This window comes from Alteromonas sp. 5E99-2 (genome assembly GCF_017368475.1).
GTDB lineage: Bacteria > Pseudomonadota > Gammaproteobacteria > Enterobacterales > Alteromonadaceae > Alteromonas_F.
Window position 1 is genome coordinate 46,133 of record NZ_JAFNJE010000003.1, and the last position, 13,838, is coordinate 59,970.

At 39.9% G+C, this 13,838-nt stretch carries 12 protein-coding genes; 9 read left to right on the top strand and 3 right to left on the bottom strand.

Annotated features, from left to right (window positions below):
• From J3L16_RS04055 to J3L16_RS04065, 3 genes are all read left to right on the top strand, one after another.
• On the top strand, window positions 1-630 hold the full coding sequence (locus J3L16_RS04055) for a c-type cytochrome (RefSeq protein ID WP_207611620.1): 630 nt from the start codon (window positions 1-3) through the stop codon (window positions 628-630).
• Between the two features lies 1 nt (window position 631).
• On the top strand, window positions 632-1,129 hold the full coding sequence (locus tag J3L16_RS04060; protein WP_207611621.1) for a RidA family protein: 498 nt from the start codon (window positions 632-634) through the stop codon (window positions 1,127-1,129).
• A 293-nt stretch (window positions 1,130-1,422) separates the two neighbouring features.
• Window positions 1,423-4,146 carry a TonB-dependent receptor gene (locus J3L16_RS04065; protein WP_207611622.1) on the top strand — a complete coding sequence of 908 codons (2,724 nt, stop codon included), beginning with the start codon at window positions 1,423-1,425 and terminating at the stop codon, window positions 4,144-4,146.
• A 51-nt stretch (window positions 4,147-4,197) separates the two neighbouring features.
• Here J3L16_RS04065 and J3L16_RS04070 read toward each other — a convergent pair whose 3' ends face one another.
• Window positions 4,198-4,641: a hypothetical protein gene (locus J3L16_RS04070; protein WP_207611623.1), complete on the bottom strand. Its 444-nt coding sequence runs from the start codon at window positions 4,639-4,641 to the stop codon at window positions 4,198-4,200.
• Between the two features lie 196 nt (window positions 4,642-4,837).
• On the bottom strand, window positions 4,838-5,803 hold the full coding sequence (gene cysK, locus J3L16_RS04075) for a cysteine synthase A (RefSeq protein ID WP_207611624.1): 966 nt from the start codon (window positions 5,801-5,803) through the stop codon (window positions 4,838-4,840).
• A 374-nt stretch (window positions 5,804-6,177) separates the two neighbouring features.
• Between cysK and ggt the strand changes: the two genes are divergently transcribed.
• Entirely contained in the window at window positions 6,178-7,935 is a 1,758-nt protein-coding gene (ggt, locus tag J3L16_RS04080; protein WP_207611625.1) for a gamma-glutamyltransferase, read from the top strand.
• Window positions 7,936-8,098: 163 nt separating this feature from the next.
• On the opposite strand, the gene J3L16_RS04085 is transcribed toward ggt, so the two are convergent.
• Window positions 8,099-8,374 (bottom strand): hypothetical protein, encoded by a 276-nt coding sequence (locus J3L16_RS04085; RefSeq protein ID WP_207611626.1) that lies wholly within the window; start codon window positions 8,372-8,374, stop codon window positions 8,099-8,101.
• A 206-nt stretch (window positions 8,375-8,580) separates the two neighbouring features.
• Here J3L16_RS04085 and J3L16_RS04090 point away from each other — a divergent pair, with 206 nt between their 5' ends.
• From J3L16_RS04090 to fusA, 5 genes are all read left to right on the top strand, one after another.
• Entirely contained in the window at window positions 8,581-9,474 is an 894-nt protein-coding gene (locus tag J3L16_RS04090; protein ID WP_207611627.1) for a transcriptional regulator GcvA, read from the top strand.
• Window positions 9,475-9,477: 3 nt separating this feature from the next.
• A complete protein-coding gene (locus J3L16_RS04095; RefSeq protein ID WP_207611628.1) occupies window positions 9,478-10,104 on the top strand; it encodes an alpha/beta family hydrolase in 627 nt (208 codons plus the stop codon).
• A 10-nt stretch (window positions 10,105-10,114) separates the two neighbouring features.
• Window positions 10,115-10,498, top strand: coding sequence for a DUF423 domain-containing protein (locus J3L16_RS04100; protein WP_207611629.1), 384 nt, complete (start codon window positions 10,115-10,117; stop codon window positions 10,496-10,498).
• Complete coding sequence (rlmM, locus tag J3L16_RS04105) at window positions 10,495-11,592, top strand: 23S rRNA (cytidine(2498)-2'-O)-methyltransferase RlmM (RefSeq protein WP_207611630.1); 1,098 nt, start codon at window positions 10,495-10,497, stop codon at window positions 11,590-11,592. Before J3L16_RS04100 ends, rlmM begins: the two co-directional genes overlap by 4 nt.
• A gap of 153 nt (window positions 11,593-11,745) precedes the next feature.
• On the top strand, window positions 11,746-13,833 hold the full coding sequence (fusA, locus tag J3L16_RS04110; RefSeq protein WP_207611631.1) for an elongation factor G: 2,088 nt from the start codon (window positions 11,746-11,748) through the stop codon (window positions 13,831-13,833).
• Window positions 13,834-13,838: the final 5 nt, after the last annotated feature.

Here is a 13,838-nt window from a genome sequence, read left to right on the forward strand (position 1 = left end):
ATGTATAGAATAATAGCCATTAGCTTTATGCTGCTTTTTGTTTCTTTCTCGAATGCCCAAAATATGATTGCAACACCTAGTTCAGTCGTACCTTGTACAGTGTGTCATGGGACTCAGCTTATGGGGAACAAAAGTAATGAAGCTCCACGACTTGCTGAATTACCAGCCTGGTATATTGAACGCCAAATTAATGAGTTTAAGGCCCAAGGACGAGGAGTACACCCTGACGATCATTCAGGCGCAGAAATGCTACCCTCTGCGATGTTGCTGACTCCAGAAGCGTTGCAAGAAGTATTTGAATTTATTGCTGTAGTTAAGCCTCCGCAGCCTGAGAAAACACTACACGGAGATATAGAACGAGGGAAGCAATTGTATATGCAATGTGTGGCATGTCATGGAGCAGCAGGAGAAGGCGTCGAAATTTTAAAAGCTCCACCTTTGGCGGGTCAAAATGACTGGTATTTACTTAAACAGCTTCAGCATTTTAAAAGTGGAGTTCGGGGCGCGAACTCAAAAGATAGCAGTGTTCAGACTATGGTATTTGCTTCTAAGGCTTTATCTAATGAAACTGATATGATTGATATAATAAGTTATATTTCAACACTCAATAATGAAACGGGAACAAACTAAAATGAAAACACTTATTTCTTTATGTGCCACAACGCTATTACTTAGCACCTCTGCGATGGCTGAAGTGACTAGACACAAGCTACCTAACAACAGTACGTTTCCAATTGCTAGAGCAGTGGAAGTTCCTGCGGACACAGCCTTAATTTATCATAGTGGGCAAGTGCCAAGCCCAGCTAATCCTAAGGCAGAAAAGTTCACAGCGGAATACTACGGAGATACTGAAGCTCAGACTTTGTCTATATTTAAGAAGTTTGAAGAGTCATTTAAAGATTTAGGCGTAGACTTTGGTGATGCAGTAAAGCTTACTGTCTTCTTGGTTGGCGATCCGAAGCTTGATGGTAAGATGGACTTTGCAGGGTTTATGAAAGCTTATACTCAGTATTTTGGTACGGAAGCACAGCCTAATTTACCTGCGAGATCTGCAGTTCAAGTTGCCTCTTTAGTAAGACCTAATATGCTCGTAGAAATTGATATGGTATTAGCTAAGCCAAGCAAATAACATTCGTAATTTCCAAAAATTAAAAAATGGGAATATTAGAACGATTTCGCACTATATTCCCAAATTTTCAAAAAATCTTCACATAAATGTCATCTTTTTATTAAAATCATCCTAATTTAGGTGTATCTTTGCCGCCGTGAATTAGTTTTTTGGCAAAAACACAGCATATTCAATTAGTTTTACCAATAATTGAAACGAAGCGTATTTTGTTACTTACTTATTTCACAGGCTCATTGCAGCTCGATATCAAAAAAGTTCGTCATGATGACGATATACTAATAATTAGGAAAATAATGCATTTAAAATTACAAAAAAGAACATTTAAAAAAAGTACATTAGCTATCGCTTGTACACTTCCTCTTTTGTCAGCGCTACCTTTTCAGGTTTTATCCCAAGAATCCGAAACAGAAGCGGTTCCTGAAAACATAATTGTTACAGGTACCCGTGTTTTTGACCGTTCAGCCGCCGACTCTCCTGTTCCTGTAGATGTTATAGGTGCACAAGAGTTTAGACAAAATTCGTCTTCTGATGTTCAAGATTTACTTCGTACGGCTGTGCCGTCATTCGCTGTTAACGCTCAGCCTATTAGTGACGCAGCGACAATTGTCAGACCTGCTAACTTACGTGGCTTATCTCCCGATAATGTACTTGTTCTTGTAAACGGAAAAAGACGCCACCGTGGTTCTGTTATCTCATTTTTAGGTGGTGGCATTTCTGATGGAGCTCAAGGCGTTGATATTTCTGCCATACCTTCGTTAGCGTTGAAACAAGTTGAAGTTCTTAAAGATGGAGCGTCGTCTCAGTACGGTTCAGATGCTATTGCAGGTGTACTTAACTTCATATTGAGAGACGATGCTGAAGGGGTAGATTTACAAGCTCGTTACGGTTCTACCTATGAAGGTGATGGCGACAACTTTATCGTTGCAGCAAACATTGGTCTTCCTTTAGGCGATAACGGTTTTGTTAATTTGACCGGTGAGTTTAGAGAAGCTGACGCAACAATCCGTTCAGTGGTACGTGATGACGTTCAGTTTGCGATTGATAACGGCTATACCCCAGCAGCTGATTTCAGTGCTATTAATGCTTTTACCGATGAAGTTCCTCAGTATTGGGGACAGCCTGATGTTGAAGATGATTTCAAGTTATTTGTGAATTCAGAATATGAAATCAATGAAAAGGCAACCGTTTATCTTTTTGGTAACTACGGCGAGCGTACGGTTACTGGTGGTTTCTTCTATCGAAATGTAGTTGGAAACGAATCTGGAGGTGGCCAACGTGGTGGTGTATTTGCAGGCCCAACAGTTGACCCATTAACTGGTTTGGCGTCTGATACAGGAGTTAATTCAGTTTTAGTTGGAGACTTAGACGGTTTAGGCGTTGGCGGTGAGTGTATAGCAGGGATTCCATTAGGGGGATCTGGCGGTGTAATACCGGATGCAGATTTATTAGCTGAGGTTGTTGCTGATGACAACTGCTTCTCGTTTATCGAAACTTTCCCTGGTGGTTTCACACCTCGTTTTGGTGGAACAAATGAAGACCAGTCGATTACCGTAGGCATACGTGGCGATTTAGATATTGGTAATGGGCTATATTATGATTTTAGTGGCCAACGTGGGTCAAATCGCACAGATTTCGTTATTGAAAACACAATTAATGCATCTTTAGGCCCATTGACTCCTACGAGTTTCGAGCCAGGTGGTCAAGAACAAACAGAAACACTGTTTAACTTAAACTTTGTTTATGGTGTTGATATTGGTTTCTATTCAGATCTAAATATCGCTTTCGGTGCTGAATATCGTGAAGAAGAATTCGATCTTTTTGCAGGTGATGCTGCATCGTTTGAATTGGGTCCACTGGCTAGCCAAGGATTTGCGTCAAGTTCAAACGGTTTTGGTGGTTTCCCTGAGGATACCTCTGCGTCTCAAGACAGTACGGCATTTTATATTGACTTAGAAGCTGAAGTCACTGAGAAGTTGACAGTACAAACTGCAATAAGAACTGAAAATTTCAGTGAGTTTGGAAGTACAACTGATTTTAAATTAGCAGGCTTATACCACCTTAATGATAGTGTAAGACTGCGAGGTGCATTCTCTACAGGCTTCCATGCGCCAACAGCAGGGCAAGCTAATATTACCAACGTAACAACACAAAATGTTAACGGTGTGCTTATTGACCAAGGTACCTTACCTCTTTCTTCTGTTGCAGGCCAGCTTGCCGCTGACTTCGTAGAAAGCGCCGGTAATGGTCGACCTGACTTAGGCCCTGAAGAAGCTGTTAATTATTCTGTAGGTATTGGTTTTGACATTGCGGGATCTAACTGGACAATAGACGCATACCAAATTGAATTGGAAGATCGCGTTGCACTTGGTGCCAATGTAGATTTCCTTGATGCGCTTAATTTTGCTGGTGGTGGAGCTGATTTTGAATCTGTATCAGAAGCATTAACAATACTTGATGCTAACGGTACGATTGATCGTGCAGATTTCCTTGGGCTAGATGATTTATCAGAATTCAGATTCTTTTCAAATAGCTTTGATACAACTACTCGTGGTATAGACGTTGTAGGTAATTTAAGCTTTGATTTAGCTGGTGGCGAATCTCGTCTAACCGTTGCTGCTAACTATAACGAAACTGAGGTTGATGATGTAGGCGTTCTAAATCCAATAGATGATGATCGAGTTGCTGCAATCGAAGATTTATTGCCGAATTTAAGAGCCAACATTTCTTGGTCTCATACCCAAGGTAAATTCACAACTCTGTTGCGTGCTAACTACTTCGGTGGTTGGGATGACACAAGTAATGGCGTTGACAATATTGATGCAGAAGTGCTTATTGATGCGCAAGTAGCATATCAATATAACGATAATTTGAAGCTTATTGCTGGTGTTGACAATTTGTTTGACACATTCCCAGAGGAAAACCCTGATGCAGGGGCGTTGGGTCAATTATACTCTCAAGCAAGTCCATTTGGTTTTAACGGTGGAAGTTGGTATTTAGAAGTACGATACGCTTACTAAATATAAGGTAATTTAACTATAAAAAACCGAGGTTAACACCTCGGTTTTTTTTTATAAGAATCTGTCGGGATGAATTTTATCTACTCGCCATTCTCCGTTTACTTTTACCATTTCAATGGTTCTTATATCATCCATTTTATCCCCATCTTTATATCCGGTGAAAAATAAATGTATTGTAGCTTTTTGAGAAAATTCTGAACGACCTGCTGTACCTGCGCCTTTAGGGTTAATTTCTACAGTATCAAACATAAGGTTAACAACATTACGTTGAATGTTTCGATTACTACGGTAGCGTTTTAGTACTCTAGCCAAACGTTCAGTGCTCAGTTCTAGTACTTTATTTGTATTGGGATCATTATAAAGACTTTGCATAAATTTTACGGCGGTAAACTGAGGTGTTCCATCATCAAGCATACCATAACGACCTACGCCTTCTTCTTCTTCATCTTTGTCTTTCTTGCACCCAGAAAGACAAATACAGATTATAACTAACAATAAACTTAGTTTTCTTAATAGCATGATAATTGGGTAATTAAATATAGTTGATATCAGTATAGTAAATTCAGTGTGATTGGCGAATATGAATAAACAAAAAGGAAATTGTGAAGGTAGAGATAACAAAAAACCAGTTTCAATAGGGTAACTGAAACTGGTTTTTTAATTGAATTGTTGGCTAATTAACTAGCGATGTTTATTGAACTTCTTCTTTTTCGCTAAACTCACCTGCAAACAAAGGGCTGCTTAAGTAACGTTCGGTGCCACTTGCAAGTAAGACAACAACAACTTTATCTTTGTTTTCAGGACGTTCTGCATACCTTTTCGCAGCAACAACCGCAGCACCAGATGAAATACCAGCGAGGATACCTTCTTCTTTTAATAACCTTTGAGTCATTTCCATGCATTCGTCATTAGTCACTTGTTCTACTTCATCAACTAAATCTAAGTCTAAGTTTCCAGGAATGAAGCCAGCACCAATACCTTGAATTTTGTGCGGTCCAGGAGTCAGTTCTTCACCGGCTTTGGCTTGGGTAATAACTGGGGAGTCTGTCGGTTCAACAGCAACAGAGGTAATCGCTTTACCTGCAATTTCTTTTATATAGCGAGTAACACCGGTTATTGTACCACCGGTTCCTACACCAGCAACAAACGCATCTATAGTGCCGTCAGTATCTTTCCAGATTTCAGGGCCAGTGGTTTTTACATGAATTTCAGGGTTAGCAGGATTATCAAACTGCTGAAGGTGAACAAATTTGTCTGGGTCACTAGCAACAATTTCTTCAGCTGCAGCGATAGCGCCTTTCATTCCTTTTGGCGCTTCAGTTAGTACCAAATTGGCACCTAAGGCTTTAAGTAACTTACGGCGTTCTAAGCTCATGCTGCTAGGCATAGTTAACGTAAGTTTATATCCACGAGAAGCTGCGACAAAGGCTAAAGCGATACCTGTATTACCACTAGTTGGCTCTACAATTTCTTTACCTTCTTTTAAAACACCACGTTTTTCAGCATCCCAAATCATGTTTGCGCCGATACGGCATTTCACACTAAAGCTAGGATTACGAGACTCTATTTTGGCGTAAACGTTTCCTGTAGTTACACGATTAAGCTTAACTAAAGGGGTGTGGCCTATTGCCAATGAATTGTCGTCAAATACCTGCATGGTTTTTCCTTTTATTATGTTCGCATACGTGAATGACCACAGCATAACGCAATGAGTTGCATATCGCTTAAGAGGTCAGAGCAGTTAAAAATAATCGTATTACAATAAACGATCTTGATTGTTCTTACTATCATTGGTGCGTTTGATAAAAATTCAAAGTTATTTTCGCTATAACTTATGGTTTTAATGATTATTTATTAAAAATAACCATAGCATTGACACACTGACTAATTTTACACCAATGGTAGCTCAACGAAGGCATTCGTCGCAGCTTACTGTAAGACGCTACAAAATTGTGATAGAAAAGATATATATAGTCGTTTTTGTTTGATTCAAAAGCCATCTAATCATTTTCTTAAATTTGAGTACAACTTATGAAATCATCTGTTTTTCTGTGTGCACTAGTCTCTGCATTTGCCTTATCGGGATGCAATGCAAAAGACGAAAATAGTACTAACAAAGAGCACAAACCTTTAACTAAGCCACAAGCTATGATAGTTACGGCAAATCCTCATGCTACGCAAGCAGGTCTAGATGTTCTGCGTGCTGGTGGGTCTGCCGTAGATGCAGCCATCGCGGTGGAATCCGTACTTAGTTTGGTAGAGCCACAAAGTTCGGGGTTAGCTGGCGGGGCTTTCATGGTGCATTATGACAATGAAACCAAAGAAATAGCCGTTTACGATGGGCGAGAGACAGCTCCTGCAGGCGCTACAGCAGACATGTTCTTGCAACAAAATGGAAAAAGACTTCCATTCATAGAAGCGAAAACAAGTGGGCTATCAACCGGTGTGCCCGGTGTACTATCAATGTTATCGCTAGCCCATAAAGAGCACGGTGAGTTGCCTTGGAAAGGGTTGTTTACAAGAGCCACAGAGCTTGCTGAAGAAGGGTTTGAAATTTCACCTCGCTTGTTTGGAATGCTTGAGCGATTTGGTAAATTTATACCAAGTACACCAGAGCAAGGGCCCACAGATGCCTATGAATATTTCTTTGATGATGAAGGTAAACCGCACCCTGTCGGTTACAAGCTTAAAAATCCAGACTATGTAGAAACGCTTAATATAGTGTCTAACAATGTGGATGATTTTTATCATGGTGATATTGCTAAAAAGATAGCTGAAATGGTACAAAAATCACCGAGAGCCGGGACTATTACTGCGAAAGATATTGCTGGATATAAGGCTGTTAAACGAAGTGCATTATGTCAGCCATACCGAGACACTCAAATATGTGGAGCTCCACCGCCTTCATCTTGGCTTGCCGTTGGTATGATTATGGGAATTTTAGAAAATGGACCTAAACCCACACCAGAAGGCGCTAGTGATCCTGCCAATTGGGCTGTTATTGCGCAGGCGCAACAACTTGCGTATTCAGACAGAGACCGATTTATCGGTGATCCAAATTTTGTCGACATGCCAATAAAAGGGATGTTAAACAAAGAGTACCTCAAAAAGAGAGCTGAACTTATTACTCCTAATGCAAATACGCAAACCTATCAAGTAGGCAACCCTTGGGCATACAATGATAAGCCTGAAGATATCATTGCAGGCGTTGATACGACAGACGATGTTCACGGTACAACCCACTTTGTAATTGTTGATACCAAGGGCGATGTTGTCTCCATGACTGCCACCGTTGAAAGCATATTTGGCACAACTCGTATGGTTGGAGGTATGTTCTTAAATAATCAGCTTACCGATTTCTCGTTCCAACCAGTGGACAGCGAAGGAAACCCAGTGGCTAATGCTGTTGCTCCGAATAAACGTCCTCGTTCTTCTATGTCGCCAACAATCGTATTAGATAAAAATGGTGAATTTCTTATGGCGACGGGCTCTCCAGGTGGAAACAATATTATCGCTTATACAGCAAAAACATTAGTTGGTGTTTTTGAATGGGGGCTTGGTCCGCAAGAAGCGGTCGACTTACCTAATATGGTCGCAAGAGGCGAAAAAGTAAGATTAGAAAAAGGCGCGACGCCGCAGTCTCTTATCGATGCAATGAAGGAATTAGGTTTCAATGTAGATGCATCGAGAGGAGAAAACTCAGGTCTTAGCGTTATTCTTCGTCGGCCTGATGGTAGTCTAGAGGGTGCAGCAGATAAACGTAGAGAAGGTGTGATTGGTCAGCTTTGACAACAACATTATCGTTTCGAAGGCAGTTCATTACGACAGAACTGCCATTCTCTATAAACAATTATTATTGACTTGAATTTATTGCATTAGAGCCAAAGATAAGAGGTCTTTAAACCATCTTGTTTTAGGTGAAGTTGAAAACGATATAGTCTCCAACTTAAGGTTATTCACCTAGCGTTATTGTTTTTTCATCAAAGAATTTAGAATTAGCAATTCTGATACTTCTCTTTTTCTTTGCTTCACTGTTAAAAGTGATTTCGCTTTGCTCTGATATACTTAATTGATTTAAAGTATCTATTTCTTCAAGGGTATTAATAAGCGACTCTGACGTAAGTCTTTTTAGAACGTCATTGTTGAAGGTCAAATCAGTTTGAGTTGACGCTGTGGCTACAGTAGTTGTAAATATAAGTGTTAAAGCAGTTGATATTATTTTGTTCATTTTTACACCTCAGAATTAATTTATATAAATTAAATGGATTGTTGTTTAATTAATGACTAGGTGGTTCTATATTTCCTCTCTTTCTAGTCTTAATACGAATAAATAGTAGACCAATTGGTCAAGTTTTAAAAATGAACAATTTTAAGTCTTATGCATTAGGTAAACTAATGCTAATATGAGGTGTTTTTTTTATTTATGTGCCGACTATGAACCATAGAATTCCACCATTAAATGCGCTAAAGACGTTTGAAGCCGCCGCTAGACACTTAAGTTTTACCAAGGCTGCCAATGAATTATTCGTTACTCAAGCCGCCGTAAGCCATCAGATAAAGTCATTAGAAGATTTTTTATCAATAAAACTATTCATTCGCCGCAATCGTACCTTGTTGCTTACGGAAGAGGGGCAAGCGTATTCATTTGAACTCAAAGATATTTTTAATAGCCTACAAGATGCAACAGATAAGCTATTAATTAAAACAAATAAAGGTGTTATTACTGTTGCGACTCCGCCTAGTTTTGCAAGCCAATGGTTGGTTCCTCGAATTAGCCAATTTAGTGTTGAGCACCCGGATATAGATGTGCGTATTCAAGCTGTGGATAAAAGTGAGGGCTTTTTAACAGATGGTGTCGATGTTGCTATTTATTACGGTAAAGGTACATGGCCAGGGGTTATCTCTGAAAAATTACACAGTGAATTTTTTACTCCTATGTTTTCGCCTTTATTGTTCTCTAGAGACACGCATTTTTACACGTTAAAAGAGTTAAGAAACCAAAATTTACTTCATGATTGTTCAAGAGAAATGTGGAAGAGTTGGCTGAAGAAGTTTGATGTCAAAGGAATTAATGCTAATCAAGGAGCTGTGTTTAGCCATTCTATGATGGTGTTACAAGCCGCTGCGTTAGGGCAAGGCGTTGCACTTGGCAACACAGTGTTAGCGAGACCAGAGCTTGAAGCGGGCCGATTAATAGCACCCTTTGAGGAAAAGCTGGAAAGTAACAACGCTTTTTATGTAGTAAGTAATAAAGCTCATCATGATTTAGGTAAAATTGTTGCCTTTAGGCAATGGCTATTGAGCCAAGTTGATGAGGATGAGCATTAAGGGATGAAGCCAGTTGCACATTTATTATTAACTCACGGTGCCGGCGCACCCGTTGAATCTGATTTTATTGTTACTTTGTCACTTTTGTTGGCTAAACAAGGAATAAAGGTCACCACATTTAATTTTGCTTATATGGAAAAACAAGTGCTTTTAAATAAAAAGCACCCTCCGTCACGAATAGAACGCCTTGTTGATGAATTCAAACAACAAGTGCTTAATCTCAAATATGATCTGCCTGTATTTGTAGCAGGTAAGAGCATGGGAGGGCGGGTTGCAACTATGTTGATGACAGATATGGTATTGCGCGAAAAAGTTAAAGGTGTGATTGTTTATGGTTATCCTTTTCATCCTCCTAGGAAGGCAGACAAAACACGCTTATCCCATTTACCCGATGTTTGTGTGCCAATACAAATTTTGCAAGGTGAACGAGATACATTCGGCAACAAAACTGAAGTTGAAGGTTATGGATTACCGGCTAATGTATCAGTGAGTTTCGTTAATGACGGAGACCACAGCTTTAAACCTCGGAAAAAAAGTGGGTTTAATTTAAATGACAATATGGAAGCCGCTGCAGTAGAATCTACACGTTTTATTATGAAAACCTTATCATTAGCCTCTTCTCAAAAGTGACACAACATTAATGACGGCACAAAAATTATTTTTAATTATTTCACTCTTTATTCTTGCATCTGCAGTGGGTGCAGGTGCTTTTGGTGCCCACGGTTTAAAAGACTCTCTTTCTGCGCAACATTTTGCGACCTTTGAAACAGCAGTTCGCTATCAAATGTATCATGGGTTAGGCATTTTAATGGTGTCCATTGGGCAGCGTTTATTTCAACAAAAAGCGTGGTTATTCGGTCAAACACTATTAGTCATTGGCACAATATTATTTAGTACGACGCTCTATTTTTATATAGGAACAGGCATCAGAGCTTTTGCCATTGCCACACCGCTTGGTGGAAGCGCATTGATTTTAGGCTGGTTGTGGTTAATTGTGGGTGCGTGGAAGGGGAACAAAGAATGAACACATTAGTTGTTCTTTGTCGTAGCGGTTATGAATCTGTTGTGAATGACGAGCTGACTCATTTATTAGCGTTAAATAATATGTCTGGCTATGGTCAATTTGTAAAAGGCCGAGCGTGGTTAGAGTTTCACATTGTTGATTCAGGGCAAATGAATAATGAAAGAAAATATATAGAGGCTTATTTACAAACATTGATTTTTGCTCGCCAGATATGGTGGAAAATTACTGATGTTTCGTTAGAAAACAAACAAGACAGAATTGGCGATTGTTTGTATGCGTTGCAAGAAGCCGAATTTACAAGCAAAGGATACAGTGATGTAGTGGTAGAGTACGCTGATACAGAAGAAGGCAAAGATGTTGCCAAGTTTGCCCGCAAATTTACTGTGCCCTTGAGGCAAGCGTTACGAGCTAAGAACATTCTTTTAAGCAAAACTGACACAAATATAAAAACCGGTGTTAGGCGTTTACATTTACTTTTGAATGGTTTTGATAACGGGATTATTGGAGAGTCTATCGCAAATGTATCTAGCAAGGATGTGGGAGGTATTGTGAGATTAAAGTTTCCTAGCGCTTCACCAAGCCGTTCTACGTTAAAGCTAGAAGATGCAATATTGACGCTGCTAACCGATAAAGAAAGAGAAAGTATATTTTATCCAGGCGCAAACGCCGTTGATTTAGGGGCGTGTCCTGGCGGTTGGACTTACCAGCTAGTTAAACGGGGATTACATGTTGAAGCAGTTGATAATGGCGAAATCGCGCCAGACTTAATGGCCACAGGTCAAGTAGAGCATTTTGCTGAAGATGGTTTTATGTATAAACCTGCATATGGTCATGTAACTTTATTAGTCTGTGATATGATAGAGAAACCAGATAGAGTTGCTGAATTAATGGCAACATGGTTGAAAAACAGATTGGCAGATCATGCAATCTTTAATTTGAAATTACCAATGAAGCAACGTTTTGAAACCGTCAATGAATGTTTGACGACGATTGCAACATTACTTGGTAAAATGGACACAACATTTCGGATTTCGGCAAAGCACCTTTACCATGATCGGGATGAAATAACCGTGTGTGTTATTGCTAAGCAATAGCAAATTTACCTATTTTTTTTATGAAAAAATTGTAAAAAATGAAAAAAGGTTACACTTTAATCATTTTTTATTAAGAAAGGGCTGTAAATTTGGGTATAAAATCCTTTATAATCCGCCCGTTTTTTTACACTGAACCAATTAAAAAGTGAACTGATGGCAGACTTATCTCATTATCGTAACATTGGTATCTTCGCCCACGTAGACGCGGGTAAGACAACCACAACAGAACGTATCTTAAAACTTACTGGTAAAATCCATAAAACAGGTGAGGTTCACGATGGTGAATCTACAACCGACTTCATGGAACAGGAAGCTGAGCGTGGTATTACTATTCAATCAGCAGCGGTAAGCTGTTTTTGGAATGACCACCGCTTTAACGTAATCGACACTCCTGGACACGTTGACTTCACAGTTGAAGTTTACCGTTCATTGAAAGTGTTAGATGGTGGTATCGGTGTTTTCTGTGGTTCTGGTGGTGTTGAGCCTCAGTCAGAAACTAACTGGCGTTATGCGAATGACTCAGAAGTTGCACGTATTATCTTCGTTAACAAATTGGACCGTATGGGTGCTGATTTTTATCGCGTTGTAAAACAAACTAAAGACGTATTAGCGGCTAACCCGTTAGTTATGGTTTTACCAATCGGTATCGAAGACGAATTCTGTGGTGTTGTTGACCTTCTTACTCGTAAAGCTTACGTTTGGGATGAAACAGGCCTACCAGAAAACTACACAGTTGAAGATGTTCCTGCGGACATGGTTGACAAAGTAGAAGAATACCGTGAAATGCTAGTTGAAACTGCAGTAGAGCAAGACGACGACCTAATGATGGCGTATATGGAAGGTGAAGAGCCTTCAATTGAAGACATCAAGCGTTGTATCCGTAAAGGAACTCGCACAATGGACTTCTTCCCAACTTATTGTGGTTCAGCATTCAAGAATAAAGGTATTCAATTGATTCTTGATGCCGTTGTTGATTACTTGCCTTCTCCTACTGAAGTAGACCCTCAGCCTCTTACTGATGAAGAAGGTGAGCCTACAGGTAGAGAAGCACTAGTTTCTGCAGACGAAAGCTTTAAAGCACTTGCATTTAAAATTACCGATGACCGTTTCGGTGCATTAACCTTCGTACGTATCTACTCAGGTACCTTGAATAAAGGTGACACTATTCTTAATGCGGCAACAGGTAAAACTGAACGTATTGGTCGTATGTGTGAAATGCAAGCTGATGATCGCAACGAATTAAGCAGTGCGCAAGCGGGTGATATCATCGCGATTGTAGGCATGAAGAGTAATGTGCAAACAGGTCACACTTTGTGTGATCCTAAAGACCCAATTATTCTTGAAGCTATGGTGTTCCCAGAGCCAGTAATCTCTATTTCTGTTAAGCCTTTAGATAAAGGTTCAACTGAAAAAATGGGTATTGCGATTGGTAAAATGGTTGCTGAAGATCCAACATTCCGCGTTGAAACCGACCAAGATTCAGGTGAAACAATCCTATCTGGTATGGGTGAACTTCACTTAGATATTAAAGTAGATATCTTGAAGCGTACTTATGGTGTTGAACTAGAAGTAGGTGAGCCTCAAGTTGCATACCGTGAGACGATCACTCAAGCAGTTGAAGATTCTTATACTCATAAGAAGCAATCTGGTGGTTCTGGTCAGTTTGGTAAAATTGATTACCGCATTAAGCCTGGTGAGCCAAATACTGGTTTCACATTCAACTCTGTTGTTGTGGGTGGTAACGTACCAAAAGAATTCTTCCCAGCTATCGAGAAAGGTTTTGCTGGAATGATGGATGAAGGTGTTCTAGCTGGCTTCCCAGTATTAGACGTTGAAGTTGAATTATTCGACGGTGGATTCCACGCAGTAGATTCATCAGCGGTTGCGTTTGAAATTGCAGCGAAAGGTGCATTCCGTCAATCTATTCCTAAAGCAGCTCCTCAGTTAATTGAGCCTATCATGAAAGTTGATGTGTTCACGCCTGACGACAACGTAGGTGATGTAATTGGTGATTTGAACCGTCGTCGCGGTATGATCAAAGACCAAGAAGCCGGTGCAACTGGTGTACGTATTAAAGCTGATGTGCCTCTTTCAGAAATGTTTGGATACATTGGTCACTTACGTACGATCACTTCAGGTCGTGGTCAGTTCTCAATGGAATTTAGCCACTACAATGCATGTCCGCAAAACGTAGCGGAAAAAGTTATAGAAGAAACGAAAGCGCGTAAAGCAGCTAAGTAATCGTT